Origin of the sequence: Roseibium sp. (genome assembly GCF_965216085.1) — a bacterium.
Classification (GTDB): Bacteria; Pseudomonadota; Alphaproteobacteria; order Rhizobiales; family Stappiaceae; genus Roseibium.
Map to the genome: position 1 here is coordinate 146284 of NZ_OZ244138.1, position 26542 is coordinate 172825.

General features: G+C 54.7%; 26 protein-coding genes. 14 read left to right on the forward strand and 12 right to left on the reverse strand.

Annotation, left to right across the window (positions count from 1 at the left end):
• Nucleotides 1-60: 60 nt before the first annotated feature.
• Both ACOOFE_RS00750 and ACOOFE_RS00755 read right to left on the reverse strand, forming a co-directional pair.
• Complete coding sequence (locus ACOOFE_RS00750; protein ID WP_420413218.1) at nucleotides 61-834, reverse strand: substrate-binding periplasmic protein; 774 nt, start codon at nucleotides 832-834, stop codon at nucleotides 61-63.
• 151 nt (nucleotides 835-985) lie between these two features.
• Nucleotides 986-1606, reverse strand: a complete 621-nt coding sequence (locus ACOOFE_RS00755) for a TetR/AcrR family transcriptional regulator (protein ID WP_420413219.1) — start codon at nucleotides 1604-1606, stop codon at nucleotides 986-988.
• 151 nt (nucleotides 1607-1757) lie between these two features.
• On the opposite strand from ACOOFE_RS00755, the gene ACOOFE_RS00760 reads away from it, so the two are divergent.
• From ACOOFE_RS00760 to ACOOFE_RS00775, 4 genes are all read left to right on the forward strand, one after another.
• Complete coding sequence (locus tag ACOOFE_RS00760) at nucleotides 1758-2219, forward strand: (2Fe-2S)-binding protein (RefSeq protein ID WP_040451073.1); 462 nt, start codon at nucleotides 1758-1760, stop codon at nucleotides 2217-2219.
• A 3-nt stretch (nucleotides 2220-2222) separates the two neighbouring features.
• On the forward strand, nucleotides 2223-4412 hold the full coding sequence (locus ACOOFE_RS00765; RefSeq protein WP_420413220.1) for a molybdopterin cofactor-binding domain-containing protein: 2190 nt from the start codon (nucleotides 2223-2225) through the stop codon (nucleotides 4410-4412).
• Nucleotides 4413-4526: 114 nt separating this feature from the next.
• Nucleotides 4527-5015: a cupin domain-containing protein gene (locus ACOOFE_RS00770; RefSeq protein WP_420413221.1), complete on the forward strand. Its 489-nt coding sequence runs from the start codon at nucleotides 4527-4529 to the stop codon at nucleotides 5013-5015.
• Nucleotides 5016-5397: 382 nt separating this feature from the next.
• Complete coding sequence (locus tag ACOOFE_RS00775) at nucleotides 5398-7533, forward strand: methyl-accepting chemotaxis protein (protein WP_420413222.1); 2136 nt, start codon at nucleotides 5398-5400, stop codon at nucleotides 7531-7533.
• 110 nt (nucleotides 7534-7643) lie between these two features.
• On the opposite strand, the gene ACOOFE_RS00780 is transcribed toward ACOOFE_RS00775, so the two are convergent.
• Nucleotides 7644-8159, reverse strand: coding sequence for a redoxin domain-containing protein (locus ACOOFE_RS00780; protein WP_420413223.1), 516 nt, complete (start codon nucleotides 8157-8159; stop codon nucleotides 7644-7646).
• 146 nt (nucleotides 8160-8305) lie between these two features.
• Nucleotides 8306-9298 (reverse strand): GlxA family transcriptional regulator, encoded by a 993-nt coding sequence (locus ACOOFE_RS00785; RefSeq protein WP_420413224.1) that lies wholly within the window; start codon nucleotides 9296-9298, stop codon nucleotides 8306-8308.
• A gap of 323 nt (nucleotides 9299-9621) precedes the next feature.
• Here ACOOFE_RS00785 and ACOOFE_RS00790 point away from each other — a divergent pair, with 323 nt between their 5' ends.
• Nucleotides 9622-10584: an alpha/beta fold hydrolase gene (locus tag ACOOFE_RS00790; RefSeq protein WP_420413225.1), complete on the forward strand. Its 963-nt coding sequence runs from the start codon at nucleotides 9622-9624 to the stop codon at nucleotides 10582-10584.
• Nucleotides 10585-10695: 111 nt separating this feature from the next.
• Here the strand turns inward: ACOOFE_RS00790 and rlmN are convergent, their stop codons facing one another.
• Together rlmN and ACOOFE_RS00800 are read right to left on the reverse strand one after the other, a co-directional pair.
• Nucleotides 10696-11934, reverse strand: coding sequence for a 23S rRNA (adenine(2503)-C(2))-methyltransferase RlmN (gene rlmN, locus ACOOFE_RS00795; RefSeq protein WP_420413226.1), 1239 nt, complete (start codon nucleotides 11932-11934; stop codon nucleotides 10696-10698).
• A 188-nt stretch (nucleotides 11935-12122) separates the two neighbouring features.
• Complete coding sequence (locus ACOOFE_RS00800; RefSeq protein ID WP_420413227.1) at nucleotides 12123-12629, reverse strand: invasion associated locus B family protein; 507 nt, start codon at nucleotides 12627-12629, stop codon at nucleotides 12123-12125.
• Between the two features lie 253 nt (nucleotides 12630-12882).
• Between ACOOFE_RS00800 and ACOOFE_RS00805 the strand changes: the two genes are divergently transcribed.
• Nucleotides 12883-13449 carry a sigma-70 family RNA polymerase sigma factor gene (locus ACOOFE_RS00805; protein ID WP_420413228.1) on the forward strand — a complete coding sequence of 189 codons (567 nt, stop codon included), beginning with the start codon at nucleotides 12883-12885 and terminating at the stop codon, nucleotides 13447-13449.
• Nucleotides 13450-13458: 9 nt separating this feature from the next.
• Here the strand turns inward: ACOOFE_RS00805 and ACOOFE_RS00810 are convergent, their stop codons facing one another.
• Nucleotides 13459-14010, reverse strand: a complete 552-nt coding sequence (locus ACOOFE_RS00810; protein ID WP_141184665.1) for an RNA methyltransferase — start codon at nucleotides 14008-14010, stop codon at nucleotides 13459-13461.
• Nucleotides 14011-14204: 194 nt separating this feature from the next.
• On the opposite strand from ACOOFE_RS00810, the gene ACOOFE_RS00815 reads away from it, so the two are divergent.
• The 3 genes from ACOOFE_RS00815 to ACOOFE_RS00825 all read left to right on the forward strand — a co-directional run bounded on the left by ACOOFE_RS00815 (nucleotide 14205) and on the right by ACOOFE_RS00825 (nucleotide 16681).
• Nucleotides 14205-15179, forward strand: a complete 975-nt coding sequence (locus ACOOFE_RS00815) for an NADPH:quinone oxidoreductase family protein (RefSeq protein ID WP_420413229.1) — start codon at nucleotides 14205-14207, stop codon at nucleotides 15177-15179.
• 64 nt (nucleotides 15180-15243) lie between these two features.
• A complete protein-coding gene (locus ACOOFE_RS00820) occupies nucleotides 15244-15594 on the forward strand; it encodes a 4-fold beta flower protein (RefSeq protein WP_420413230.1) in 351 nt (116 codons plus the stop codon).
• Between the two features lie 145 nt (nucleotides 15595-15739).
• A complete protein-coding gene (locus ACOOFE_RS00825) occupies nucleotides 15740-16681 on the forward strand; it encodes an aminotransferase class IV (protein WP_420413231.1) in 942 nt (313 codons plus the stop codon).
• Nucleotides 16682-16696: 15 nt separating this feature from the next.
• Here ACOOFE_RS00825 and ACOOFE_RS00830 read toward each other — a convergent pair whose 3' ends face one another.
• Nucleotides 16697-17509, reverse strand: a complete 813-nt coding sequence (locus ACOOFE_RS00830) for an alpha/beta fold hydrolase (protein ID WP_420413232.1) — start codon at nucleotides 17507-17509, stop codon at nucleotides 16697-16699.
• 90 nt (nucleotides 17510-17599) lie between these two features.
• Here ACOOFE_RS00830 and ACOOFE_RS00835 point away from each other — a divergent pair, with 90 nt between their 5' ends.
• Nucleotides 17600-18178: a CGNR zinc finger domain-containing protein gene (locus tag ACOOFE_RS00835; RefSeq protein ID WP_420413233.1), complete on the forward strand. Its 579-nt coding sequence runs from the start codon at nucleotides 17600-17602 to the stop codon at nucleotides 18176-18178.
• Nucleotides 18179-18192: 14 nt separating this feature from the next.
• Here ACOOFE_RS00835 and xth read toward each other — a convergent pair whose 3' ends face one another.
• Nucleotides 18193-19002, reverse strand: a complete 810-nt coding sequence (gene xth / locus ACOOFE_RS00840) for an exodeoxyribonuclease III (protein ID WP_420413234.1) — start codon at nucleotides 19000-19002, stop codon at nucleotides 18193-18195.
• Nucleotides 19003-19401: 399 nt separating this feature from the next.
• Between xth and ACOOFE_RS00845 the strand changes: the two genes are divergently transcribed.
• The gene (locus ACOOFE_RS00845) at nucleotides 19402-20091 is read left to right on the forward strand and encodes a GH25 family lysozyme (protein ID WP_420415655.1); all 690 of its coding nucleotides are present in this window, start codon (nucleotides 19402-19404) and stop codon (nucleotides 20089-20091) included.
• Nucleotides 20092-20156: 65 nt separating this feature from the next.
• On the opposite strand, the gene ACOOFE_RS00850 is transcribed toward ACOOFE_RS00845, so the two are convergent.
• Complete coding sequence (locus tag ACOOFE_RS00850; protein WP_420413235.1) at nucleotides 20157-20675, reverse strand: hypothetical protein; 519 nt, start codon at nucleotides 20673-20675, stop codon at nucleotides 20157-20159.
• Between the two features lie 172 nt (nucleotides 20676-20847).
• Here ACOOFE_RS00850 and ACOOFE_RS00855 point away from each other — a divergent pair, with 172 nt between their 5' ends.
• Nucleotides 20848-21249 carry an SH3 domain-containing protein gene (locus ACOOFE_RS00855; protein WP_420413236.1) on the forward strand — a complete coding sequence of 134 codons (402 nt, stop codon included), beginning with the start codon at nucleotides 20848-20850 and terminating at the stop codon, nucleotides 21247-21249.
• 21 nt (nucleotides 21250-21270) lie between these two features.
• Here the strand turns inward: ACOOFE_RS00855 and ACOOFE_RS00860 are convergent, their stop codons facing one another.
• Nucleotides 21271-21810 carry a CAP domain-containing protein gene (locus ACOOFE_RS00860; protein ID WP_420413237.1) on the reverse strand — a complete coding sequence of 180 codons (540 nt, stop codon included), beginning with the start codon at nucleotides 21808-21810 and terminating at the stop codon, nucleotides 21271-21273.
• A gap of 234 nt (nucleotides 21811-22044) precedes the next feature.
• Here ACOOFE_RS00860 and ACOOFE_RS00865 point away from each other — a divergent pair, with 234 nt between their 5' ends.
• Complete coding sequence (locus tag ACOOFE_RS00865) at nucleotides 22045-22830, forward strand: response regulator (protein WP_420413238.1); 786 nt, start codon at nucleotides 22045-22047, stop codon at nucleotides 22828-22830.
• A gap of 88 nt (nucleotides 22831-22918) precedes the next feature.
• On the opposite strand, the gene ccrA is transcribed toward ACOOFE_RS00865, so the two are convergent.
• Entirely contained in the window at nucleotides 22919-24214 is a 1296-nt protein-coding gene (gene ccrA / locus ACOOFE_RS00870) for a crotonyl-CoA carboxylase/reductase (protein WP_141184675.1), read from the reverse strand.
• A gap of 282 nt (nucleotides 24215-24496) precedes the next feature.
• On the opposite strand from ccrA, the gene ACOOFE_RS00875 reads away from it, so the two are divergent.
• A complete protein-coding gene (locus ACOOFE_RS00875; RefSeq protein WP_420413239.1) occupies nucleotides 24497-26494 on the forward strand; it encodes a methylmalonyl-CoA mutase family protein in 1998 nt (665 codons plus the stop codon).
• The last annotated feature ends 48 nt before the right edge of the window (nucleotides 26495-26542 follow it).

Below are 26542 nucleotides of genomic sequence, written 5' to 3' on the forward strand. Positions count from 1 at the left end.
CTGCCTCTGCGTTGGAAACCTAAAGTGCGGATCTTTGGCCTCAAGAACCTTGATACCCGTTCAATTGTAAACGTCTGCATCAACAGTTTTCTCAAGTGCAGAATTGATCCGTTGAAGTGTTGCCGGAGAAACCGATTTTCTGCTCGCCATTAGGTAAACTGGATTGTCGAAGACTTTGTATGGATTTGCCGTAAGTTGAGATCTGACTCCAAGACCTTCTGCAATAGCAAATGCCACAGACTGGTCAGCGACAAGGGCATCTATCCTGCTGGACAGAAGCATTTGTATGCCATGTGTGCTGCTCGGAATATCTACCAGATGTCCAGAAGATTTATGGGCGACCTCAAAGGCTGCAAACTCTTCGCCGCGATAGGTGCCTGAGGAGTTGCCGATGACCAAATTGCTGCGGGCGAGGTCCTTTAATTCTGCGATTTGAATGGCGTTTGCGCGATTGCTTAGCGTGATCAGCCGTATCCGTTCGTGCCGGTAGGGTGCAGTGAAATTCGCAAATTCGCGCCGCTCAGGCGTGATAGAAGCGAATGCAACAAAATCGAGCTTTCCCTCGGCCAGCATCAAGATACCGCGTTTCCAGGGTACGACCACGAATTTGAACTCGCATCCGGCTGTTTCCATAACAGTCTGGATTATGTCGATATCCAGGCCTTTGAAGCTGCCATCTTCGCTTCTTTCAGAGAATGGTGGAAACTGATCCGAGACAAGCACAGTCAGCGGGCGTTCGCAGCCGACTTCCGCTGCGTGCACGTTTATGGAAATGCCGAAACAACAAAGTATTAGAAAAAGATGGGTGACGACTTCTTGCGTTGACGCTCTCATCTCAATTGCCGTTCAAATACATTGATTTGGGAAGTTTTGTGGCAATCCTATAGGGAAGTCAACGGCGGCTTTGGTTTAACAATAACGTTGTTCTGATTACTCTGGATCCTAAAAGAACTTGGGATCGACATGTTTTGCCAAGGCGGAGCCTTCAGGCGACTTTGTTGCCGGTTGCCTGTTCGGTCTTTCCATATTGCGCCAGGAACAGATCCACACTCTCGTTTATGATCTTGTCCATTTCGTCCCGTTCAGCAACACGGTTTGCATAAATATTGGGAAAGAAACTGCGGGACTTGATCAGACCAAGAAACTGCTCTGCCGCGACATTTGGATCGTTTACGGAAAGTCGGCCCTCTGCTGTCGCCCGTTCCATGAACTCGGCAAACACGGTCAACTTGGTCATGCGGGCGTTCATATCGGCAGCCAACTCTGGATCGCGGATGGTTTCGCTCATGATCATGCGGGCAAGGCTCATGAAACAGGGATTGACCATCAATTCACCTTCGGCCCAGCCGAGCTCTATGAGCGCATCGCGAATTGGCTTGTCCGGATCATACGGCACTTCAAGCGCGGAATTGATTTGATCCGCGAGGCACTGGTTGATCGCTTTGAACAGTGTTTCCTTGCTTTCAAAGTGATTGTAGACGGTGCGTTTGGAAACCTGGGCGCGCTCGGAAATGCGGTCCATGCTGGCGCCCGCAAATCCCTTTTCCTGAAACTCGGCGATGGCCGCTTCGACGATTTGTTTCTTTTTCTGGTCGGATACCGACATTGTTTACCCAGCGCTTCTTATCGCTCTTTAATCCCAAAATTTGGGCCCTATGTAAACTAGGGCGTTTACAGATGCAGATCTAATCACTACACTACACAGTGTAGTTTACATCCTTCAGCCAGTCCAGGCCAGCCAAGGGAGACGCCTCCTCATGTCTGTAACTTTGAAAATTAACGGGGAAACGCGCACGCTCGACGCGGATCCCGAGAGCCCTCTGCTTTGGGCTCTGCGCGACGAGCTCGGAATGACCGGCACCAAATTCGGGTGTGGCATTGCATCCTGCGGTGCTTGCACGGTCCACTGGGACGGTATGCCGATCCGCTCTTGCCAAACCATGGTTGGTGACCTTGAGGGCGCCGAAATCACCACAATCGAAGGCGTGAACGGAAAAGCCGCCAAAGCTGTTCAGGAAGCCTGGAACGAGCTGGACGTGCCGCAATGCGGGTATTGTCAGTCCGGTCAGATAATGGCAGCCACGGCGCTTCTGACCGACACTCCAAAACCGACCGACGAAGACATCGACGCAGCCATGGACGGGAACGTCTGCCGCTGCGCGACCTACGCCCGTATCCGCAAGGCAATCCATGCCGCAGCCGACAAGATGGAGGCCTAAGCCATGTTGCATCTCCTCCAAAAACCTCTTGAAGCCCCAAAACCGAGCCGCCGGACATTCCTGAAAATGGCAGCGGGCGCAGTTGGTGGTCTGATCATCGCAGCCAAGATGCCAAACGCTGCGAAAGCCGCTGCCGATACGGGTGAATTTGTTCAGCCGTTTGTGCACATTCGGCCTGACAATACGGTTGTTGTCTTGTCCAAGCACCTCGACAAGGGGCAGGGCACGGCAAACGGTTTGGCAACGCTGGTTGCCGATGAACTCGATGCGTCGCACGAGCAAATTGTGCTGGAGCTGGCCCCATCCAACCCGCAGCTTTATGCTAACAGCCTGTTCGGCGTTCAGGGCACAGGTGGCTCCACCGCCATGCCAAATGCGTTCATGCAATACCGTCAGGCTGGTGCAGCTGCCAAGGCAATGGTTGTCTCCGCTGCTGCCAAGGAATGGGGCGTGCCGGCGGGTGAAATCACCGTTTCCGGCGGTGTTGTCTCTCACTCTTCCGGTAAATCTGCAACGCTCGGTGAGCTTGCAGGTTTGGCAGCGAACGAAGATGTTCCGGCTGAGCCGGCCCTGAAAACACCGGACCAGTGGGTCTATATTGGCAGGTCGTTTCCGCGGAAGGACGTCAAGAACAAGACGGTCGGTGCACCGAACACCTATACCATCGACTTCAATCGCGAGGGCATGCTGACAGCAACCGTTGCCCGTTCGCCGCGGTTTGGTGGTACGGTCAAGTCCTTCGATGCCACAGAGGCCAAGAAGGTTGCTGGTGTCGTCGATATTATCCAGATCCCGAATGGTGTTGCCGTGGTCGCTGAAAGCACCTGGCCGGCCATCAAGGCGCGCGGTCTCCTGGAGATCGAGTGGGACGACAGTGCGGCTGAAACCCGGTCCACCGACGCGATGATGACCGAACTCAAGGACATGACCACCAAGCCGGGCCTCAAGGTGCGCGAAGATGGCGACGTCGATGCCGCTTTGGAAGCATCCGCAAAGGTCGTGGAAATCGACTACGATTTCCCGTTCCTTGCCCATGGTGCCATGGAGCCGCTGGACATTGTCGGCGAGTTCAATGGTGAAACGGCTCAGTTCTGGTTTGGGTCGCAAATCCCGACCATCGACCACAATGTTGCCTCCACCATCCTCGGCATTCCGTTCGAGAAGGTCAGCATCAACACGTTGTGGGCTGGCGGGTCCTTTGGACGCCGGGCGCAAGGGGATGCGCATCCGGTCTCGGAGATTTCCTTCCTGTTGAAGGCCATGCGGGAAGCCGGCATGGATCCACGGCCAGTGAAGATTGTCTGGACCCGTGAAGACGATATGGGTGGTGGTTACTACCGCCCAATGTCGGCGCACAAAGTCAAAGTTGGCCTCGACGGCGATGGCAATGTCACGGCGGTGAAATACAACATTGCGGCCAAGTCCATCATCAAGGGCACGGCCTTTGAGCCGATGCTGATGCCGAATGGTGTGGATCACAACATGACCGAAGGGGCATCCGATACCACCTATTCGTTCCCGATGATGAACATGGATCAGGCCTTCCAGGAAACACCGGTGCCGGTTCTGTGGTGGCGGTCCGTGGGGCACACCCACACGGCCTATGTCATGGAAACGGTTGTCGACCGGATCGCCAAGGAAACCGGCAAGGATCCTGTGGCGTTGCGCCTTGAGCTTCTCAAGGACGATCCGCGCAAGACGAACGTGCTGAAGCTGGCTGCCGAGAAGGCTGGCTGGGACGCGCCGTTGCCGGAAGGCCGTCATCGCGGCGTCGCTGTTCACAAGTCCTTCGGGTCTTATGTGGCGGAAGTCGTCGAGATCTCCTTCCGCGAGGATGGAACGGTCAAGGTGGAAAAGGTCACAGCGGCCGTCGACTGCGGTGTGCCGGTCAATCCGGATAACATCCGTGCTCAGGTTGAAGGCGGTATTGGCTACGGCCTCGGCGCGATCCTGCGCAACCAGGTGACGCTCTCGGACGGGTATGTCGAAGAGACAAACTTTGACACCTACGAGTCCCTGCGCATTTCCGACATGCCCGAAATCGAGCTGCATATCGTTGCCTCGACCGAATCCCCGACCGGAATCGGTGAACCGGGAACACCGCCAATCGGTCCGGCTGTTGCCAATGCAATTGCGGCGGCGAAAGGTGAATGGGTCACCAGTTTGCCGCTGACCAAGGCCGGTCTGGTTTGATTTAATTCAACCAGGTTCCAAGTAATGGAGGAGGCCGCTTTTGGGCGGCCTTTTTCGTTACGACCTTGCGGTGTGTTTGTGGACCTTTGAGCCGCTGATGCAGGAGATGGAACCATGTCAGAACCTGTAAGGCGCGAGGATGCGCCAAAGCCTTTGCATATTACTCCCTCGAGTATTCAAACTTTCGAGATACCAGATTTCATCACGTTTAGAATTCTATTGTCTGGCAAACAGACGGATGGGACATTGGCGATTTTCGAAGATGATGTTCATCCTGGACAAGGCCCTGCGCGCCATATCCATCGGGACCAGGACGAGACTTTCTTTTTTCTTGAGGGCGCGTTTGATGTCGAGATCGCGGGGGAGCGCCATCATATGAAGCCGGGTGATGTCGGTTTTGTGCCTCGCGGGACTGTGCATGCTTTCAAAAATGTCGGATCCACCGTTGGAAAACTCAGATACATCTTGTCACCTGCCGGCACATTCGAGGAATTCATACCATCGATTCATGCGATCCTAACTGATGGTACGCAGAGCCAGGATGCAATCGCAGGCCTAGCCGGCAAACATGGGATGGAAATGGTCGGTCCACCACTTGAATGAGTTTGGTGGCTTTGTTCAGGGGGGTGTCAGTTGCCGCGCCTTGGTGACCTGGACGGCGTGAACGTGTTTTGTTGGCTTCAGAAAGGTTTCTCTGCAAAAGGCCGCCGTCGGGCTGCTGTTTCATTTCTAGGTAATAATGACAGTGCTGTCCTGTTAAGAATTAATAGGTTGATCTGATTTCTATTTTTCACTTTTAAATTGATATAGCGCCTATAGTAAAAATATTTATGTTAATATTGGTTGTCTTGCAGTTCAAATGCATATTCTTGATTTTATTTACTGGCAAAAAAATCTCGAAAATAGATCTAATTCTACAAATTAACTTAGTTGTAGCTCTTGCCTGCCTAGCGTTAAGCAAAGTTTTTGGTCTAGGCGAATGATCATGAAAAATACCAAACTTAGTTTCCGGCTGCCGGCGCTTATCGCGGGTTGTTCCGTTTTTGCGGCTATGGTCGTGGGGGCCTTGGCCTACTGGGTGAGCTCAACAAACATTGAGAATTTGGCAGAGACGCGTTTGACAGCGCTGGCAAAAGCGCGTTCTGGCGATTTGTCCCGTTATCTCGATTCGATCGTTCAAGATCTCGAAGTAACCGCGGATAGCCCATTCGTTAAGTCCGCAGTTGTCGAATTTGAAGAAGCCTGGAAGGGGGTTGAAGGCAATCCGCGTTCGGTATTGCAAGCTGCCTATATTCACGACAACCCGCATCCACTCGGCGAAAAAGACGCTTTGATGAGTGCTGGGGATACTGTCTACGATCAGGTCCACGAGAAGTATCATCCGTGGTTCCGCAAGATGCTGAAGACACGGGGTTACTACGATATTTTCCTTTTCTCTGATGATGGCTCTTTGATCTACACCGTCTTTAAGGAGCTGGACTACGCCACAAATCTGGTCAGTGACGAATATAAGTCGACTGACTTGGGTAACGCCTTCCGTGCGGCAAAAAACAGCGGCCCTGGTGAAATCCACTTCTTCGACTTCAAACCCTATGCCCCGAGTGCTGATGCACCAGCCAGTTTCATTTCCACGCCGCTCTATGAAGACGGCAAAAAACTGGGTGTGCTGGTCTTTCAGATGCCAATCGACAACATCAACGCCATCATGAGTGATGTTGCCGGGATGGGGGAAACTGGAGAAGCCATCCTCGTTGGTGCCGACAAGATGTTCCGCAATGATTCGGCGAAGACGCCGGACGAAAACGACATTCTGAATGCAAGCCTCGATGGCGCTGTTGTCGAAGCTGCGTTGAACGGCCAGGAAACCGTTGGCTTGTTGGAAGAGTACCGCGGCATGGAGTTTGTTGCAGCGGCTGTGCCTCTTCAGTTTCACGGCGCAAATCTGGCTGTTGTTGCTGCAGAAGGACATGACGAGATATTGCAGCCAGTTGCCGATTTGCGGAATCAAATCGCAATCATTTGCTTCGGTATCTTTTTGGTCATGACTGGGGCCGGCTGGTGGGCAGCCCGCTCCGTCGTCAAGCCGATCAAAAACCTGGTCTCCAGTGCAGTCAAGCTGGCGGGTGGTGATGTCAGCGTGAATTTCGCTGAAGCAAGCCGGTCGGATGAAATTGGAGAAATCGCAACCGCGATTGCCGGGTTCCGTGACGGGGTGGCTGAGCAAGCGCGGTTGGCGGAACTGCAAAAAGAAGAGGAACGCTCAAGGATCGAACGGCAGCAACGGGTTGACGAATTGATTGCCGGGTTCCGGTCGCAATCGACTGAAATGCTGGAAAACGTCGGCCATGCTATGGAAGAGATGAAGGCAAACGCAACCTCAATGATGGCCACCGCTACTGACGCTGCTGGGGAAGTAAACAGTGCAGCCACTGAGACAACCCAAGCTTCGGGCAATGTGCAGCTTGTGGCGGCAGCCACGGAAGAACTGTCGTCGTCGATCTCCGAAATTGGGGAGCGGGTCGAAGAAACCTCTAAGGTGATCGAAACGGCCACACGGCAAACTCACGAAAGCACCGATAAGATGGAGAAACTCTCCACCGGGTCAGCGCGCATTGGTGAGGTGATTGTCTTGATCCAGGCAATCGCAGAGCAAACAAACCTGCTCGCGCTAAATGCGACGATTGAGGCCGCCCGGGCTGGTGAAGCCGGCAAGGGATTTGCGGTTGTTGCCGCTGAGGTCAAGGAACTGGCGACGCAGACATCTAAGGCAACCGAGGAAATCTCCTCACAGATAGCCGATATTCAGGCTGCGACCGAAGAAGCTGTGGCTTCGATCGAGGAAATCTCCAGCGTCATGGTGCAGGCAAACGAAAACACCACGTCAATTGCCGCAGCGGTGCAGGAGCAGGACGCTGCAACCGGCGAAATCAGCCGAAGTGCAGCTGAGGCGTCTGCGGGTACATCGGCAGCCAGTGACAATATGGCCAACGTCAGTGGCGCTGTTGAAACAACGTCTCAATCTGCTGGCGCTGTTGATCAGGCTGCGCTGGACGCAAGTGCCAAGTTGGCGGACTTAAACAGCGCTGTTGCCACGTTCCTTGAGGAAGTGACTGCGGCTTAACGCCAGTTTGCGGATCATGCCGGTTGGCTCAATGTGGCGCTGGCGATCGACTATCCAGGCAAAAAGGGCCGCCTAAAGGCGGCCCTCACTTTTGTGCCAACAGCTGTTTATTAAGCTGTCCCTCTGACGGGGCGGTCGTTGGTGATGTTAAAAATCATACCATCAAGAAGTTCAGTCAGATCGGGGCGGGCCGCTGGGCCGTTGGAGATGTCGACTAGCATCAAGGTGCCATTCGGGCGGATCGCAAACGTGCCGGGCTCCGCGAAAATGTCTGTTGTTTCGGCCTCTGAAAGTGGCTGGGATACGTAGAGACCGAGTGAGCGCATTTGCTGTTCGGTCATCCCATATGCCAGATCAAATTCCCAATTGAACTCTTCCTTGTCTGCCTTGGCTTTGTTCTGAGTGTCCGCCGAGACGACAATCACGTCGAGAACTTTGGTCCAGTCGGTCAAAACAGCATTCAACTTGTTCAAAAAGCGTTTGCAACGCGGGCAATGGCGGCCCCGATAGACAAATAACATTGTCCAGCGGTCCTTCGCCTGCCCAATGGAAACCTTGGATCCATCCAGGAGTTCAAAGCTGGTTTCGTCTATTGGTTCACCGACCCTGGGTTTTGTAGCGCTCATGTCACTTTCTCAAACATCTGAAATTGAGGAATTTAACAAATCAATTATCAAATAATTACAAATATGTCAGCCGAAAAGCTGCTGTAAAGCGAACAACTTAAATTGAATTGAGGTTAGGACGTTTCAATCTGATCGAAGTTCTGGTTTCAAACTTGATTTTCGCCAATCCCGAACCGCTGCCGGTAGGCGTTCGGTGCGAGCCCGGTTAGTCGCTGAAAAACCTTCCGGAATGCGGCCGGATCGGAATAACCGACCTCCCAGGTGATCTGATCGACGGTTTTTCCGGTCAGTTCCAATATCTCGCGTGCCTTCGAAATCCGGACGTTTTGAACATATTCCGTTGGCTTGAGCCCCGTTGCTTTTGAAAACCGGCGCAGGAATGTACGGCCTCCCATTCCGGCAAGGTCAGCCAAATCAGTTAGGTTGTGTGGTTCGGCGACGTGCGCGTGAATGTGGTGCTGAACCTGGAGCACTGACTCGTCGCCATGATGGAACTTCGGGATGAATTGACGAAAAGGCCGTTGTAACTGGCGCGGTGGATCGATCAGGAGAAAGCGGGCCGTTGCCAGCATCGCACTGGGACCCATCAAGCGCTCAACCAGGGTCAAGCCAAGATCGGTCCATGCGAGAATGCCGCCCGCTGTGATTATATCGCCGTCATCTAAAACCATGTGCTGGTCCGCAACATCGATCTGCGGGAATTTCGAAGACAGCGCCTGCGCAAAAGCCCAATGGGTGGTGACCGTACGGCCATCAATCAGGCCGCTTTCAGCCAGCACAAATGCACCTGCGCAAACCGAACAGATGCGGCTGCCCCTGCCGTGCTGGTCTTTCAGCCATTTTCCAGCCTCTGGCATTGACTGCATCTTTTCCGGCATGGCGATGCTCGGCGGGACGATCACATAGTCCAATTGATGCTGGGGTCCTGGGTGGCTGTCCCAGATGCATGTCACGCTGGCTTCCGTCTCATCTTCTTGCGGAACCCAGTGCGTCACGCGGATCCAGGGTTTTGGATCGTCGCCGACCCACTCGCTGGCAATGCGAAACAAGTCGGTAAGGCCGTGCACTGCGGCCAGCTGGCTTTCCGGATACATCAGCAAGGCAATTTCCGCCAAACATCGATCTTGTTGATTTGTCACTTATGCCTCGAATGATGTCATTTACGCCAATTCTGATCGTATCGCTCAGCGTCTATCTCTGTCCATGTCGAAACAGTCACACGGTCAATTAGGGAGCAAGGCAATGCCAAGACAGCAACCCGAAGAGCTTTATTGAGAATACCAAAATAGAACCACGTATTCTCGATACGTAGAATATGTGAATACCAAAAAGCATAATTGGTCATATTTTCGTTAAGTAATCGGTCAATTTTGAAGAGGGTAGACAATTGGTATTCAATAGGTATTGTCGCGCTTCTCGTGACAAGGCCACGTACTCCAAGAAACGACAGAGGCCAATAACAATGAACAATCTCAAGGGACCAAATCCGAATAGGCGGCATGTGCTGCAAACCGGCGGTGCGCTTCTGGCAGTGGCTGCTGTGCCAGGCCTGACTGCAGCACACGCGCAATCGAATAAAACAGGAGACTTGAAAATGGCGACGTTCACGACAACCGATGGGACTGAAATCTTCTACAAGGATTGGGGACCCAAGGACGCTCAACCGATTGTTTTCCATCATGGCTGGCCGCTCAGTGGGGACGATTGGGACAATCAGATGCTGTTCTTTTTGATTAAAGGCTACCGTGTGATTGCCCATGATCGCCGCGGCCATGGCCGCTCGGAGCAGACAGACAAAGGTCACGACATGGACACCTATGCTTCCGATGTCGCTGAGCTCGTTCGGGAACTGGATCTGAAAAACGCGGTCCACATCGGCCATTCGACCGGTGGTGGAGAAGCGGCCCGCTATGTGGCTCGTGCGGAACCAGGCCGTGTGGCCAAGGCCGCTCTTCTGGGCGCAATTCCGCCCTTGATGGTGAAAACAGACAAAAATCCGGATGGAATTCCGCTGGAAGTGTTTGACGGACTGCGGGCAGCACTCGCCAACAACCGTGCTCAGTTCTTTTTAGATGTTCCGTCTGGTCCGTTTTATGGCTTCAACCGGGAGGGCGCGGACGTCAGTCAGGGCCTCATCCAGAACTGGTGGCGCCAGGGTATGATGGGCAGCGCGTCTGCGCACTACCAGTGTATCGCGGTGTTTTCGGAAACCGATCAGACGGAAGATCTGAAGGCTATTGATGTCCCGGTCTTGGTGCTGCACGGCGATGACGACCAAGTGGTCCCGATCGCCAATTCAGCGGATAAGGCGATCAAGCTTCTGAAAAACGGTACTCAGAAAACCTATCCGGGTCTGTCCCACGGGTTCTTTGCCACGCATCCGGACCTGGTGAATGCCGATTTGTTGGCTTTTGTCGAAAGCTAAATGTTGACCGTGGGGTTCCAATGGAGCCCCACGTCGCTTTCATAGGCCTGTACTGAGGGCTCATCGTGGAGCAAAAACAGTTGCTGTTTTCAGTGCCTTTGCTCTGACCACTTAATAGACAGCTGCCTTTTTCGCCTGCAGAGCTTCCCGGTCCTTCTTGCGCATCCGTTCGGATGCTGATTTTAGCTGGCCACAAGCAGCAAAAATATCGCGGCCGCGCGGGGTGCGGATCGGCGAGGCATAGCCGGCCCGGTTGACGATATCGGCAAACTCTTCGATCCGCTCCCAATCTGAACAGGCATACTGCGAGCCGGGCCAAGGATTGAATGGGATCAAATTGATTTTCGCCGGAATGCCTTTCAAGAGCCGCACCAATTCGAGTGCATCCTGATTACTGTCGTTGATGTCCTTCAGCATCACATATTCAAAGGTGATGCGTTTGGCGTTCGACAGGCCGGGGTAGTTGCGGCAAGCATCGAGCAGGGCTTCGATGTTCCACTTCTTGTTGATTGGAACCAGAATATCCCGGTCGTCATCGCGCACCGCATGCAGCGAAATCGCCAGCATGCAGCCGATTTCATCGCCTGTCCGGAAGATTTCCGGCACAACACCAGAGGTCGAAAGGGTGATCCGCCGCTTGGACAACGACAGCCCGTCGCCGTCCGAGGCAATCAAAAGTGCTTTTTTGACGTTTTCAAAGTTATAGAGCGGTTCGCCCATTCCCATCATGACGATGTTGGTGACCAAGCGGCCTTCCGACGGCACAATGGCCCCTTGCGGTGTTTGGGCGTCGGGGAAATCTCCGAGCCGGTCGCGGGCGATCAGGATTTGCGACAGAATCTCTTCTGGTGTCAGGTTGCGCACCAGTTTTTGCGTGCCGGTGTGGCAGAAGGTGCAGGTGAGGGTACAGCCGACTTGCGAGGAAACGCAGAGTGTGCCCCGGCCTTCTTCCGGAATATAGACGGTTTCCACTTCCACCGGCCGGCCGGCGCCGCGCGGCGGGAACTGGAACAGCCACTTGCGGGTGCCGTCGACGGAAATCTGTTCGGAAACGATTTTCGGCCGGGCGATCGTGAAAGCGTCCGCGAGTTTGGCGCGCAGATCCTTGGCGATGTTGGTCATCTCGGAAAAATCGGAGACGCCGCGCACATAAAGCCAATGCCACAGCTGGGAGGCGCGCATGCGCCACTGTTTTTGCGGTACACCAATGGTTCCGAGCGCTTCGCCGAGCTCGTCCCGGTTCAGGCCGATCAAGGTCGGTTTGCCGTCGTCCAATTGGGTATCGTCCGCAATGCCTGCGATTGTCTGCGCGTTCGGATTGTCCCGCGCGATATCAAGCGTAACCGCCATGTCGTGATCCGTTTTTTATCCGGCCACTACATACCCAAGCTCGCCGCAGCGGCTGGTTTGCCGGATCGCCTGTACCTGTCAGGGAAACTTTAAGTCACACCCAAAACCACAAAGCGCCCGGAAAATCAAGTTTTCCAGGCGCAGCGCTGGTATGCGCTCGATTTCAAAAGATGGAACGGCGTGAGCCGTTACTTGCAAGCTTGCGCGGCTGTATTGATCGCGGCTGTGACGCCGGAGAGCGAAAACTTGTAGGTCGTGCGCGTGCCGCGGCTGGATTCGCCATTCACTGTCATCTCACGGCCCGCTTTCATTGCGCCAACGAGTTGAGCTTCGGTCGCCGCGTTTTCGACCCAAGCGCCATCGTTGTTGGTGAACAACGTGAAGGCCTTGCCGTCGACATCAACCGATACGGAAGATTTATCCTTGAACGGATAACCAACCAGCAAGCTCGGCTCTGAGCTCACACCTTCCGCCGGGCGGGAGGTTACGAAAAAGAAGACGTCGCCATGGTTCCTGTCGCCAGGCAGCATGGTTGTCGGTTTTGTCAGCGCGTAACAGACTTTACCGCTGCCGCTGGTCAGCGCATAGGACGCCCAGTCCTTGTGCTGCTTCAAAAGCGTTGGGGTCTGTGCGAAAGCCGCTGCACTCGAAACGGCTAAACCTGCTAAGGCCAGTACCAGCGTTTTTGCTTTCATGATCTCCATACCGTTTGGTTTGGGGTTCCAGTTAAATTTAATTCAATTACCGACACACATATAAACGTTGCTTTAATGATAACTTAAAGCGAGTTACGAAAGGGTTGAAGCCCTTCGGCCGGTTTTGAGTGCATAACATTGTTTCTTGGCTGTCGCGGGAAAACTAGGCGACAGTGTGGCGATCTTGTTGTTCCCTCTTCCGAATTACGCCGAACCTGCTAAACAAGAAGGGTGCAGTGGAGTTCATCAACCTTTGGCGCAGACACAGTATTTTTCCGAATTGATTGTAAAAGTCGCGACAAGCCGGGACAAAACGGCATTTGTTGAGCTTTTCGATCATTTCGCGCCGCGTCTTAAGGGCTATCTGATGAAACAGGGGGCGGACGATGCGGTTGCCGAAGAAGTCACCCAGGACGTCATGGTGACACTTTGGCGCAAGGCGGAGCTGTTCGACCCGAAAAAATCTTCCGCAAGCACATGGCTGTTTCGAATTGCTCGGAACCGGCGTATTGACCGGCTGCGCCGGCAAAAAACCGCCGAACTCAATCCAGATGAACCGGCCTTGCAGCCAACCCCGCTGCCCGATGTTGCCGATGAGATGGATGCCCGCCTGCGCGAAGAACGGGTCCGGGCTGCCTTGAAAGAACTTCCCGACGAGCAGAAGGAAGTGGTTCGCCTGGCCTTTTTCATCGGCCTGTCGCACAGCGAGATTTCAGAACAGACTGGATTGCCGCTCGGAACCGTCAAGTCGCGCATCCGCCTGGCCTTCGGGCGTCTGCGTCAGTTGATCGAGGCGGACGCTTCTGTGGATGTGAACTGATCTGAACCTTTAGCGCTCATTGCCTGGGACGATCCGGCCTTTCCGGCTGATTGGGCCGCCGCTGACATGTTTCGGGCGTTCGACGGTCGGAGCGCCAGAAGATACGGCTCTGTCGGCATAGCGGCCAAGCGCGCGGTGGCGGTCATACATGACAATGGCGCCGGCCATGGCGATGTTGATGCAGAATTTCGTCGGGATTTTCACGACATGATCGCAGCGCTCCAGCATCTGCGGTGACAGGGATCCGCGTTCCGGACCAAGGACATAGGCAGCCTGCAGTGGATGGCCGAAGCTCGGCAAGTCGATGGCATCGTCCGTGAGCTCGATGCCAACCAGCTGGCAACCGCGCGGCAAATCCATGGTGTCGACGCTGTCCCAGTCGAAAGTTGGCAAATGCCCAGGGCTTTTGGAGGTGTCAGACTTTGGTGCCCTGCGGATTTTTTGTTCGGCATCGACTGTGAAGAAAAAACTGGCGCCAAATGCATGGGCGGACCGCATCAGGGTTCCAAGATTCATCCGTTTCGACAGGCCTTCGGCGCCAACAGCGAAATATCCGCGCATTTTCATTCCGTTCTTCATTCATGTGCGTGTTGCGGCGTCTCATAGCCGAATGCAGCAGCGGAGTGAACCGTAAGATCCATTTTGGGGTGACGTTACGTCGCCAAAAATTCAGACTTTTGCGCATGTTTCGCATGCGCCCAACCCCTGCTAAGCATACGTAACACTGCTTAAGTTCCAGCGATGAGAGAGCGCCCGTGAAAGCTTGTATCTGCCCGTCTTATGGACCGCCGTCGAACCTTGTCATTGAAGACCTGCCTGATCCGGTGGCTTCGGCCGGTGAGGTCGTGGTTACGGTCAAAGCTTGCGCGCTCAACTTTTTCGATACGCTGATCATTCAGGGCAAATACCAGTTCAAGGCAGAACCACCGTTCTCGCCGAGCGCTGAATTTGCAGGGATTGTTGACTCGGTCGGAGACGGTGTCACGGATTTTGCCGTTGGCGACCGGGTGATGGGGTATATGGTTTATGGTGCGGCCCGGGAAAAGGTCGCGATTGACCAGGGATCACTGGTCAAAATGCCGGAAGGGATTTCCTTTGAGATTGCAGCGGGTCTGACCGTGACCTACGGCACGACCCTGCATGCTTTCCGCGACCGGGCGGACTTGAAGGCCGGCGAAACCGTTGCTGTGCTCGGCGCGTCCGGTGGGGTCGGCCAGGCGGCCGTTGAGATCGCCTCGGTCATGGGTGCTAAAGTGATCGCCTGTGCATCATCGGAAGACAAGCTGGCCTTTGCCAAATCCCTCGGTGCCGACGAGCTGATTGATTATTCGAAAACGCCGCTTAAGGATGCGTTGAAGGAAAAAACCGGCGGGGCCGGCGTTGATGTTGTTTATGACCCGGTGGGCGGTGATCTCGCTGAGCAAGCAATCCGGGCGACTGCCTGGGAAGGCCGCTTTCTGGTGATTGGTTTTGCTTCCGGCGATATCCCGAAAATCCCGCTTAATCTGACCCTTTTGAAAGGCTGCGATATCCGGGGTGTTTTCTGGGGGGCGGCGATCAAAAAAGATCCCGCAGGCCACCAGAAAAACATGGAGCAGCTGCTGACCTGGGTGCAGGAAGGTAAGTTGAAGCCACACATTCATGCGGTTTATCCGCTGGAGGATATCGGCACTGCTCTGGATGAGATTGCTGCGCGCAAGGTCTTTGGTAAGGTGATCCTGACGCCATAAGCTTGGCAGCCTCGCATTAAGGCCTATGCTCTGGCAGTGTTGGAGGAGGCCTTGGCGAGGCGACATGGATCTATTCGATAAAAACGGCCAGCCGGTCGCATATATCCGGGACGGCTATCTTCATTATTGGGATGGCGCGCCAGCAGCCTATGTCCAGAACGATGCTGTTTATTCGTTGAAAGGGAACCTTGTCAGTTACCTGGTCAATGGCTGGATCATCGATTGCTCAGGTCATGCGGTTGTGTTTTCAGAGGATGCTGCCGGCGGGCCGATGAAACCAGGGCGGGGCATGACACCGTTAAAGCCGTTCGCGCCGCTGCAGCCAATCGCCCCGCTGATGACACTGCCCGCTTTAAGGCCGCTGCAAACCATGAACTGGTCACGCTTCTCCCTTAAAGAATTGCTGAACCACTGATTTTGCGTTTGAAATTTTAGGCAGACTGCGCTTGTTTCAATCTCTTGCCGTTTTTCTGACGAACTCGCACAGATGAGCCCGATCACCCTACGCATGTCCAGGTGGTTTCATTTCCTGCCGCTGACACTTGAGAAAGCCACATAGAATGCTCTCCCAGAATGAAACGCCTGTAACAGCGAATGCGCCTGATCTTTCAACCGGTGCTGCCTGGATGAGTGGCAAACTCATGCCGGTTTCCGAGGCGGCGCTGCCGGTCACCGATTGGGGGCTGATTCATTCCGACATCACCTATGATGTGGTGCCGGTGCTGGATGGAGCGTTTTTCCGGTTGCCGCTGTATCTCGCCCGGTTCCGGCAGTCGATGGCCGAACTGCGGCTTGATCCGGGCTTGAGCGATCAGGACATTGAAGCGGTGCTTCATGAACTGGTCGGCGCAACGGGTTTGAAAAAAGCCTATGTCGCGATGGTGACGTCCAGAGGTGTCAATATGGTGCCTGGCTCCCGTGATCCGCGGGATTGCCGCAATCACTTCTTTGCCTGGTGTGTGCCCTATATCCATGTCATCCGGCCGGAAATTGCCGAAAAAGGCGCGCATCTTCATGTCGCCAACACGGTGTGCCGGATACCGCCGGAAAGCGTCAATCCGAAGGTTAAAAACTACCATTGGGGCGATTTCACCAAGGGTTTGTTCGAGGCAAAAGACGTCGGGGCGGAGAGCGTGATCCTGCTGGATGCCGCCGGTAATGTCACGGAAGGGCCTGGTTTCAATGTTTTTGCGGTTAAGGACAACAGGCTGGTGACGGCCGACACGGGCGTTCTGGAAGGTATCAGCCGTCAGACTGTCTTGGATATCGCCCAAGAAATGGGATTGGCCGTTGAGATCCGGCCCTTGCCGTTCAGCGAGTTTTTGGAAAGTGATGAGGTCTTCATCACCACTTCTGGCGGCGGAGTAGCCCCGGTCAGCCGTGTGGATGACCGGATCTTTTCAAACGATGCGCCGGGCCCTGTAACCACTGCACTCCACAAAGCCTATTTTGAGTGGACCGCGCGGCCGGAAAACCGCACGGAAATCCGGTATCCGGGCTAATCGTTCTAACGTTGATCAACACTCTCGCTGGAACATGGCCGCAACGATGGCTTCGGGAGCATCTTCCTGAACAAGATGGCCTGCGTCCGGGATGACCTTGATTTTCCCGCCTGTCAGCAGGCTGGCAAGTTTTTCGCCCCGGTCCAGCGGGATCCATTCGTCCTTTTCACCCCATAACAGGGTCACTGGGCAATCAAGGGTGGCATAGCGGCTTTCAATTTCGTCCGTGTATTTTTGGTCCATCTGCGCGATCTGCCGGTAAAATGCCGGTTGTCCTGCATCACCAAGCCAGGGTGCCATATAGGTCTGCAGGGCGTCTTCAGTCAGTTGGCGATGGGCAGCGCTTTGCAGATAGGAGCGCAAGAGCGCCTCATGGGCATAGCCAGGCAGGCCGGCAAAGGCCGCTTCATATTGACGGACGTGGGCCACAAACGGGGATCCCCAGGGCGCGACGGCGACCGGATCGAAAATCGTCATCCGTTTGTATCTGAGATTGTTGAGGTAATAGGCGCGCAGCACCGTTGCGCCGCCAAAATCGTGGCACAGCAACTCCGGCCGCTCTAGTCCCCAATGATTGAACAGGGCGGCAAGCAGACCGTTCTGGACAGCCAGCGACACGTCCTGACCCTCTCGCTGCTCCGACTGGCCGTATCCGATCAGGTCGAAAAAGTAGACGGTCCAGCGCTCGGCTAGGAGTGGGGCGATCTTGCGCCAGACCTGGGAGGAAAACGGGGTGCCATGCACAAGCACCAGAGGCGGCCCACTGCCAAGGCGGCCCCAGGCAACGGCATTTCCATTGTGCGTATAACGGTCGGACAAAGTCAGCATGGCTTTTCTCGATGTAATGGAATATCTCAGAATAACGGTTACAGTATCATCTGCCTTTTGTAACCTTAAAAAATAGAATAGAGGTTACATATGTGGGCTGAGGAGAATTTTATTGCAGGGCATCCCGCCCTTGATTTTCTCAACACAGTCAGTGATGTGGGCAAATCGCGCACAGAAAACCGGTTGCAATCACCGACCGATCTTGCCGAATGGGTTGCGGCATGTGGTGCGGCAAACCGGTTTCCGGTGGATCGGTCACCCACCGATAAAGATGTCCAAGATGTGGTCCGGTTTCGGGAGGCTGCTTATGAGGCCTTGTGCGCCCGGCTGGGCAGCACCGCAAAATCCGAGCCGGCCTACAAGGTGCTGGAGGCGTATTTAAAAGCCGCTTTGCAGCGGGCCTCTCTCAATCTGGCAGAAACTCCGGCCGTATGGACGGCGTCACGGGATGCCAAGAACTGCTTCACTGACAGTTTTGCTCTGTTGGTTCACGACTTGCTGCAGTCGCCGGAGCTGCACCGCCTGCGTCAATGCGAGCGATGCACCTGGTTCTTCTTGAACACGGGGCGTGGCCGGGGGCGCCGCTGGTGCAATATGGCAACCTGCGGCAACCGGGCAAAGGTCGAAGCTCACCGACAACGTGCCCGGCAATCGGTCAATCAACAGTAGACTGTGGGGCCTTCTTACGCCTCGAACACGGCAATCACCGGTGCGTGGTCGGAAGGTTTTTCCCAACCGCGGGCGGCGCGCAAAACTTCGGTGCTCTTGATATGAGGGGCGGCGGGTTCGGACACCCAGATATGGTCTAGACGGCGGCCCTTGTCCGCAGCCGACCAGTCTTTCGCCCGGTAGCTCCACCATGTGTAGAGCTTTTCTTCCAGCGGCGTGAACTGGCGCATGGCATCCAGCCAGCCTCCGGTCTCGCGCACGTCTTCGAAGAGCTCGGTTTCAATCGGTGTGTGTGAAACCACTTTCAAGAGTTTCTTGTGCGACCAGACATCGTGTTCATAGGGCGCAACATTGAGATCGCCGACCAAGACGGCCGGTTTGGCGGTCTCCGCGCCCTGCAGCCACTCCTTCATCTCGGCCATGAAATCCAGCTTATGGCCGAACTTGTCGTTTTTCTCGCGGTCCGGCTCGTCACCGCCAGCTGGAACATAGAAGTTATGCACCCGCAGGCTGGAGCCGTTGAAGGCCACGTCGACGGCCACGTGCCGGCTGTCGCCGACATTGCAGAAATCGCGTTTTTCAATGTTGCTCAAGGGGAGTTTCGAGAGGGTTGCAACGCCGTGGTAACCCTTCTGACCATTGATCGCCATGTGCTCAAAACCTGCTGCCCGGAAGGCTTTTTCCGGAAAATTGGCGTCCGGACATTTGGTTTCCTGCAGGCAGATGACGTCCGGTGCAATTTCTTCGATCAGCTGTTCGACGATCGGCATGCGCAGGCGCACGGAGTTGATGTTCCAGGTGACGAGTTTCAGCCGGTCTGTCATGAGGTTCCTTGAAGGTTTATGCAAGGTCGAGATGAAATTCTACAAGCGGGTTAGCCTGCAGACGCCGGATCGTCAATAATTGCGGGGGTGCGGTCAACCCGATTTCATCACTGTCTGAATTCTCCTCAAAGGAGGACAGGTTTCGCCGGCACCAATCTCAAAAAAAATCATCCACATGAGAATGCCACAATTCCGGTCTTCTCGTCTTTGAACCGCCTTATTCCGCAGTTACCGGAGTGCCCAGCCGGTGGATTACGTGTTTTTGCGGAGAAATTCTGAAATTGTCCATCTTCCGTTAGGAACTTCTTCGCATTTTAACGGCTAGAGAAAGCTTTTCTTTACCTTGTCGAGGTGGCTGTGCTGGAACTGGTCAAAACGTTTTGTTCGCTGATTGGTTTTATGGTTTTAAGCGGCTGTTCCGCTTACGATTTCCCCGATCCGACACCTGAGGACTTTGCCGTCCACGGTATTGATATCTCCCGATGGCAAGGCGATATCGATTGGCATCAGGCGCGCAAATCTGGAGTGGCCTTTGCCTGGATCAAGGCAACGGAGGGCGGCGATCACGTCGATCCACGTTTTGTCGACAACTGGATTGACGCTCGAAAAGCCGGGGTCCCGCGCGGTGCTTATCACTTCTATTACTTCTGCCGGCCGGTGGAAGAGCAGATTTCATGGGTCAAGGAAATCGTTCCTCAAGACCCGCAGGCTTTGCCACTGGTTCTGGATATGGAGTGGAATGCGCACTCCAAGACCTGTCAAAAACGGCCTGGCCGGACCAAAATCCTTCGGGATATGAAAGTCTTCCTGGATGAAATGGAACGGCACTACGGCAAACGGCCGGTGATCTATTCTTCCGTTGATTTTCACCGGGACCGTCTCGTTGGCGCTTTGAAAGGCGAACACTTTTGGCTGCGTTCAGTCGCAAGCTATCCGAACAACATTTATGACCAGCGCGACGACTGGGTGTTCTGGCAGTATACGGCCGAAGGCCGGATCCCAGGCATCAAGGGGGATGTTGACCGCAATGCCTTCTTCGGCACAAAGTCACAATTCCGCGATTGGCTGAACGGCGATTTGAAGCGGTAGGCTACGGCTTATCAGTGGCATTCACAGAGCTTGTTGCCCGGGATCTCTCCCGGGCGCGCTGCTGACTACTGCACTTTGATTTGGTGCGTAACGTCCTTGCCGTTGCTGACTGTGACTTGCTTGAAGCCGATCAGCTTGCAGAAATCCAGAAAGTTCAGATCCTGCGGTGCATCTGTCCGGGCAAACAGTTCCGTCCCTCGCGCCATTGACGTCAGGGAGGCCAAAAGGGCTCTCATTCGGAAGAGCGTGTCGTATTGCCCATCGCCCGTTGCGACGATGATCAGTTTTTCCAATTCACCTCCCTTGGCGAACAGGTGATAACCAGGGGCATAGGCTTGTTTGGCCTGTTGGGCGGCAAGTCCAATAACAAAAGCCGCCCGCGACCGTTTGCTTGCATCCGGGGCAACTTCAATTTCCGAAACATATGGTTCGCGCGTTTGCGCTTCAGGATAATAGTATCCGGCATGACTATCGAAGGCGCTGACTGGATGTGTCTGAATAGTAAGCGCCAGAACAGCTACGACTGCAGCGGTCAGAAGCGATCTGGATTTCTGGCCGAGCAGTTTGGAAATGTGGAAAGTCATGTTTTGAGTGCCCCTTGAACCTGATCTTCTATCAAGTCTGTTCAGGCGTTTAGAATCAAGGCCGAATTTATTGGGGCTGCCGGAGGGGCCAGACGGAACAGCGCTATATTTTTGCCATGTTGTGGACCCACATGTTCGCGGGTCTGGGTGCATATTTTTGGAGTTTTGAAAGATGTTGAACCGCTTGCCGCTTGCGCTTGCTGCTGCGATCGTAATGCTGTCACCGGCATTGGCCCAGACCGGAGGGCCCGCCATTGCCTATACGACAGCAAACTTGAATATGCGCGCGGGGCCTGGAACCAACTATCCTGTGATCACCACTGTGCCGCAGGGCGGTGGGGTAACCGTTTTTGGATGTACCGCGGATTTCAAGTGGTGCGACGCGGCGTTTTCGACGGTGAAAGGCTGGGTGTCCGGCAAATATCTTAGTTACGGCGTTCAGGGCCAGTATTACGGTCAACCGATCCCGAGGACGGGGATTTACGTCGGAGTACCCCGGTATCGCGGGAATTATCCGGTCTACGGACGCGGTCCGGTGCGCGTACAGCCTTTGCCAGGATACCGCCGGTATTGATTTTCGTCCGGTTGGACCAAACTATTGGCCCGGTTTTGGGTCCGCAAGAATAAGTGACCAGAAAACCTTGTGTTTGGCATTGGCGGAATAAGCCGTTGCAATGCCAAGACGTGTTGCGTTTTGGGCCAGAAGCACTTGATTGTGTTTGGGGGATTCCCGCCAACCGGAGAAAGCTTCGGCAAATGTCCGGTAGCCAGCGCTGACATTTTCAGACGCGGCTGTTTTGGGTTCCCCAATGGCGGCGAGACGGGTTTCCAGTTTTAGATTGTGCGCAAGCGATGCCCGCACTGAGCCGGCTGCCGCCATAGCATTGGCCTGTGTCTGCGCAATTGAACTCAATTGCGCGTCTGGCGTCACGGCTGGAAGGCCATTATTGATCCGGTATTGAGAAATCATCTGGGCCGCGGTTGCTGCATCAACTTGGCCATCTGTTTTTGCAAGATCTTGATAAAACGTCGGCGTTTGCAGTCTTTCGCTCATACAAGCGGAAAGCAATGCCGCTGCCAGCACCATAGGAACCAGAAGGAAACGAGCGGAAATTTTCCGGAGAGTTGCGTGCATGTTGAGACAACGGCCTGTTGCTTGAGCGATTTGGTGATTCGACGCAGTGACTGTGTCGGCAAAAAAAAGCAGAAATGGGACTGGCAGGATAGGGTCGTAAAAAATAGCCACGTAGAAATGAATAAGATTTCGTTTGTCTAAGTGATTGTGTTTCCTTAGTAAAATCTAAGTATATTGTTGTTTTTATAGGGTTTGGATAAAAAGTTTCTAGTTGTTATTGGGAAAAATGACAATATGGAGAAGGTTCGGGCGATCATCGCCGATGACTCGTCAACGGTTTGCAAGTTTATTGAGCGGGCTCTTTTACAAACTGGCCGTGAGATAGACATTTCAATGGTGCAGGATGGCCAGGAAGCTGTTCGAAAGCTCAGCGAACAGGCTTACGATTTGGCCTTTCTCGACATCAACATGCCGCAAATGAGCGGTGTCGAAGTGATGGCGGCCATCCATGTAATGGGGGGCAAAACCTTCGCAATTTCGATGTCGAACTCGCTGGATGCATCGGCAGAAGAAAAGCTGAAATCTTTCGGTGCCTACGACTTCCTGGAGAAACCCTTTACCAACAAACAAGTCCACCAGATCCTAAAGACATACGATACGATCCGCGCTCGCTACAATGCGTTGATTGTTGATGATTCAGCGACTGTCCGAAAGATCGTGGGAAAGGTCTTGAAGAAGAGTATTTTTGACCTGGATATCGATGAGGCGGATGACGGCACGTCGGCGCTAGAAATGGTCAAAGCGAAGCGGTACCAAATTATCTTCAGCGACTTTAACATGCCCAACATGAACGGAATTGAGCTGGCGCAAAAAATCGCGGCTCATGCGGCGCGTTCTGAAGTGGTGCTGATGTCGACAGAAATGAGCGCCGAACTTGATACCGCGGCAGAGCATGTGGGGGCCAGGGCGTTTTTACGAAAGCCTTTCTACCCACAAGATGTTGATACGATCCTTCATCACATCTTTGGCTTGAAGCACTCCCGTTTTACCAAACAGGTCAGGATGCTGGCTGCCGTTTAGAGCACATCGCAACAATAAAAAAGACCGGCCCGAGTGATCGGGCCGGCAGGCTGCATCAGGCTCAGTCTAAGCCTTCGGGGAGATGTGGTTACCGTTTGCCGGCTTCAATGACGTCTTCCAGGGTTCTCAAACCCGTGGTTGGAGCGCAGACGAGAACGGACATGTTGCCCGGCGCGTGCTGGTTCTTCCACATTTTGGTGTGTGCCTGCGGGATTTGATCCCAAGGGAACACTTCCGACATATACGGGTCGATCCGGCGTTCGATCATCAGCTTGTTGGCAGCCGATGCCTGCTTCAGGTGAGCAAAGTGCGACCCCTGCAAACGCTTCTGATGCATCCACATGTAGCGGACGTCGAAGGTGCAGTTGAAGCCGGAGGTGCCCGCGCAGATTACAACCATGCCACCTTTTTTACAGACGAAGGTCGAGACCGGGAACGTGGCTTCGCCCGGGTGTTCAAAGACGATGTCGACGTTGTTGCCCTTGCCGGTGATGTCCCAGATGGCCTTGCCGAATTTACGGACTTCCTTGAACCAGTCTGCATATTCCGGTGAGTTAACCGTCGGCAGCTGGCCCCAGCAATTGAAGTCCTTGCGGTTGAGCACGCCCTTGGCGCCGAGATCCATCACGAAGTCGCGTTTGTCTTCATCGGAAATCACGCCAATTGCGTTGCCGCCGGCGGCGGTGATCAGCTGGATCGCATAAGATCCAAGACCGCCGGAAGCCCCCCAAACCAGAACATTCTGACCGGGCTTCAGCTCATGCGGGTGATGGCCGAACAACATGCGGTAGGCTGTCGCAAGCGTCAGTGTGTAACACGCACTTTCTTCCCAGGTCAGGTGCTTCGGGCGCGGCATCAGCTGCTGAGCCTGAACACGGGTGAACTGTGAGAAGGAGCCGTCACCGGTCTCATAGCCCCAGATCCGCTGGGACGTTGAGTACATCGGGTCGCCGCCGTTACAGTCTTCGTCGTCGCCATCGTCCTGGTTACAGTGGATGACGACTTCATCACCGACTTTCCAGCGTTTGACCTTGTCGCCAACCGCCCAAACGATGCCGGAGGCGTCAGAGCCGGCGATATGGAATGGGTCGCCGTGCACATCGAACGGGCTGATCGGCTCACCGAGGCCGGCCCAGATGCCGTTGTAGTTGACGCCGGCAGCCATCACGAGAACCAGCACCTCGTGGCTGTCCAGTTCCCAAGTCGGCACGACTTCCAGTTTCATGGCATCTTCCGGAGCACCATGGCGCTCGCGGCGGATGGCCCAGGCATACATGTTTTTAGGCACATGGCCGAGCGGCGGGATTTCACCAATCTCGTACAGATCTTTCAACGGAGCATCTCCCCGTGTTTGATTATCGTTGGCTTGCGCTGCTGCTGTCACTCTCCCCTCCCAGGGCTCTTTGGCGCCAATTTCTTTCGCACTTGCAAAAGGCTCAGTTGGGGCAAAACCCCAATTCACGCAACTATTGTTCAAAAAAGCATACGTATCTATACGACTATTGCTTAACTTGCGTTTTTTTGCCAGCCGTATTTTGCATTGCAAGAGAAAGGGTTTCGCGCGCGCGGAAACTCCGGCACACTGCGGTCTGGGGAGATTGGCCCGCAAACCGGTGCTACAGGATAAAGATAACTGGCAAAATAAGGCCTTAGGAGGAGATGCGGCATGAGTGCAGCAGGCGATAGTAGGACAGAGCGGGACCGACCGTGGATTTTCCGCACCTATGCGGGGCATTCCACAGCCGCCGAATCCAACAAACTCTACCGGGGTAATCTGGCCAAGGGGCAAACCGGCCTGTCAGTGGCGTTCGACTTGCCGACACAAACTGGCTACGACCCTGACGATCTTTTGGCCAAAGGCGAAGTTGGCAAGGTCGGCGTACCGGTCGCGCATTTGGGCGACATGCGGACATTGTTCAATGACATTCCGCTGGAGCGCATGAACACGTCCATGACGATCAATGCGACCGCGCCGTGGCTGCTGTCTCTTTATATTGCGGCAGCCGATGAACAAGGTGCGGACCGCAAGCTTCTTTCCGGCACCACGCAAAACGACATCATCAAAGAGTACTTGTCGCGCGGCACGTATGTGTTCCCGCCGGCTCCGTCGCTCAACCTGACGACAGATGTCATCGCGTGGACCTATTCCAATATGCCGAAATGGAACCCGATGAACGTCTGCTCCTACCATTTGCAGGAAGCAGGCGCGACGCCGGTCCAGGAGCTGTCCTTTGCCCTGGCAACCGCCGTTGCGATTCTCGACAGCATGAAGGCCAGCGGCGCGATCCCGGAAGAGGATTTCCCGAAAGCCGTTGGCCGTATCTCTTTCTTTGTGAACGCTGGCATGCGTTTTGTCACTGAGATGTGCAAGATGCGCGCATTCACAGAACTCTGGGACGAGATTTGCCGCGAACGCTACGGTGTTGAAGAGGAGCGCTACCGCCGGTTCCGTTATGGCGTTCAGGTGAACTCCTTGGGGCTTACAGAGCCGCAGCCGGAAAACAACGTCTACCGGATCCTGGTGGAAATGCTCGCCGTAGTTCTGTCTAAGAACGCGCGGGCCCGGGCCGTGCAGCTGCCTGCCTGGAACGAGGCGCTGGGCTTGCCGCGCCCGTTCGACCAGCAATGGTCGCTCCGGATGCAGCAGATCCTGGCCTATGAGACCGACCTCCTGGAATATGCTGACATCTTCGATGGGTCTGAGGAAATTACCCGCAAGGTGGAAGCGCTCAAAGAAGAAGCGCGTGACGAGCTTGCCCGGATTGACGCCATGGGCGGCGCGGTTGCAGCGGTTGAATCCAGCTACATGAAACGCAAGCTGGTGGAATCAAACTCTTTGCGCCTCTCTGGCATTGAGAGCGGTGATCAGGTTGTTGTTGGTGTCAACAAGTGGACCGAAAGCGAACCGTCACCGCTGGCAGCTGGAGAAGACGGTGGCATCCTGACTGTTCCTGAACATGTCGAAGACGAGGCAATTGAAAAGGTCAAGGCCTGGCGCGACGCTCGGGATCAAGGTGCTGTCGATGCCGCGCTTGCTGACCTGCGGTCTGCGGCAAATGAAGGCCGCAACATCATGGAACCGTCCATTGCTGCGGCAAAGGCCGGTGTTACCACCGGCGAATGGGGCCGGACCTTGCGTGAAGTCTTCGGCGAGTATCGCGCGCCGACGGGTGTTGGGCAATCGGTCAGCGATGATGCTGGTGACTTGGCTGCGGTCCGGGCAGATGTTGAGGCAGCTTCGGAGAAACTCGGCCGGCGGCTCAAGTTCCTTGTCGGCAAGCCGGGGCTTGATGGCCACTCAAATGGGGCCGAACAGATCGCCGTGCGGGCCCGCGACTGCGGCATGGAAGTTGTCTATGAAGGCATCCGCCTGACACCGGCGCAGATCGTCAATGCGGCGGTGGAAGAAGATGTCCATGTCATTGGCCTGTCGATCCTCTCCGGATCACATCTGGCGCTGGTGCGCGATGTGATGGAGCGTTTGAGATCTGCCGGTGCCGATGACATTCCTGTTGTTGTCGGTGGCATTATCCCGGATGAAGATGCCGCACAGCTGAAGGCTATGGGCGTCGCGGCGGTTTATACGCCAAAAGACTTCCAACTGACCGATATTATGGCCGATGTCGTTAAGATCGTCGGCAGCCGCGCAGAACAGGCTGCGTGAGCCGTATCAACGGGCATTGGTAGAATTGCGTCTATCGAAACAAGCAGT

What these genes read in the sequence shown, in the direction of transcription:
- ACOOFE_RS00755 (WP_420413219.1), bottom strand. Translation starts at nt 1,606, where the DNA reads ATGTCGGTATCCGACCAGAAAAAGAAACAAATCGTCGAAGCGGCCATC.
- ACOOFE_RS00770 (WP_420413221.1), top strand. Translation starts at nt 4,527, where the DNA reads ATGTCAGAACCTGTAAGGCGCGAGGATGCGCCAAAGCCTTTGCATATT.
- ACOOFE_RS00835 (WP_420413233.1), top strand. Translation starts at nt 17,600, where the DNA reads ATGTGGGCTGAGGAGAATTTTATTGCAGGGCATCCCGCCCTTGATTTT.
- ACOOFE_RS00820 (WP_420413230.1), top strand. Translation starts at nt 15,244, where the DNA reads ATGGATCTATTCGATAAAAACGGCCAGCCGGTCGCATATATCCGGGAC.
- ACOOFE_RS00865 (WP_420413238.1), top strand. Translation starts at nt 22,045, where the DNA reads ATGGAGAAGGTTCGGGCGATCATCGCCGATGACTCGTCAACGGTTTGC.
- ACOOFE_RS00875 (WP_420413239.1), top strand. Translation starts at nt 24,497, where the DNA reads ATGAGTGCAGCAGGCGATAGTAGGACAGAGCGGGACCGACCGTGGATT.
- ACOOFE_RS00800 (WP_420413227.1), bottom strand. Translation starts at nt 12,629, where the DNA reads ATGAAAGCAAAAACGCTGGTACTGGCCTTAGCAGGTTTAGCCGTTTCG.
- ACOOFE_RS00850 (WP_420413235.1), bottom strand. Translation starts at nt 20,675, where the DNA reads ATGACTTTCCACATTTCCAAACTGCTCGGCCAGAAATCCAGATCGCTT.
- ACOOFE_RS00750 (WP_420413218.1), bottom strand. Translation starts at nt 834, where the DNA reads ATGAGAGCGTCAACGCAAGAAGTCGTCACCCATCTTTTTCTAATACTT.
- ACOOFE_RS00780 (WP_420413223.1), bottom strand. Translation starts at nt 8,159, where the DNA reads ATGAGCGCTACAAAACCCAGGGTCGGTGAACCAATAGACGAAACCAGC.
- xth (WP_420413234.1), bottom strand. Translation starts at nt 19,002, where the DNA reads ATGACAGACCGGCTGAAACTCGTCACCTGGAACATCAACTCCGTGCGC.
- ACOOFE_RS00760 (WP_040451073.1), top strand. Translation starts at nt 1,758, where the DNA reads ATGTCTGTAACTTTGAAAATTAACGGGGAAACGCGCACGCTCGACGCG.
- ACOOFE_RS00825 (WP_420413231.1), top strand. Translation starts at nt 15,740, where the DNA reads ATGCTCTCCCAGAATGAAACGCCTGTAACAGCGAATGCGCCTGATCTT.
- ACOOFE_RS00830 (WP_420413232.1), bottom strand. Translation starts at nt 17,509, where the DNA reads ATGCTGACTTTGTCCGACCGTTATACGCACAATGGAAATGCCGTTGCC.
- ACOOFE_RS00855 (WP_420413236.1), top strand. Translation starts at nt 20,848, where the DNA reads ATGTTGAACCGCTTGCCGCTTGCGCTTGCTGCTGCGATCGTAATGCTG.
- ACOOFE_RS00810 (WP_141184665.1), bottom strand. Translation starts at nt 14,010, where the DNA reads ATGCGCGGATATTTCGCTGTTGGCGCCGAAGGCCTGTCGAAACGGATG.
- ACOOFE_RS00765 (WP_420413220.1), top strand. Translation starts at nt 2,223, where the DNA reads ATGTTGCATCTCCTCCAAAAACCTCTTGAAGCCCCAAAACCGAGCCGC.
- ACOOFE_RS00775 (WP_420413222.1), top strand. Translation starts at nt 5,398, where the DNA reads ATGAAAAATACCAAACTTAGTTTCCGGCTGCCGGCGCTTATCGCGGGT.
- ACOOFE_RS00790 (WP_420413225.1), top strand. Translation starts at nt 9,622, where the DNA reads ATGAACAATCTCAAGGGACCAAATCCGAATAGGCGGCATGTGCTGCAA.
- ACOOFE_RS00845 (WP_420415655.1), top strand. Translation starts at nt 19,402, where the DNA reads ATGGTTTTAAGCGGCTGTTCCGCTTACGATTTCCCCGATCCGACACCT.
- ACOOFE_RS00860 (WP_420413237.1), bottom strand. Translation starts at nt 21,810, where the DNA reads ATGCACGCAACTCTCCGGAAAATTTCCGCTCGTTTCCTTCTGGTTCCT.
- rlmN (WP_420413226.1), bottom strand. Translation starts at nt 11,934, where the DNA reads ATGGCGGTTACGCTTGATATCGCGCGGGACAATCCGAACGCGCAGACA.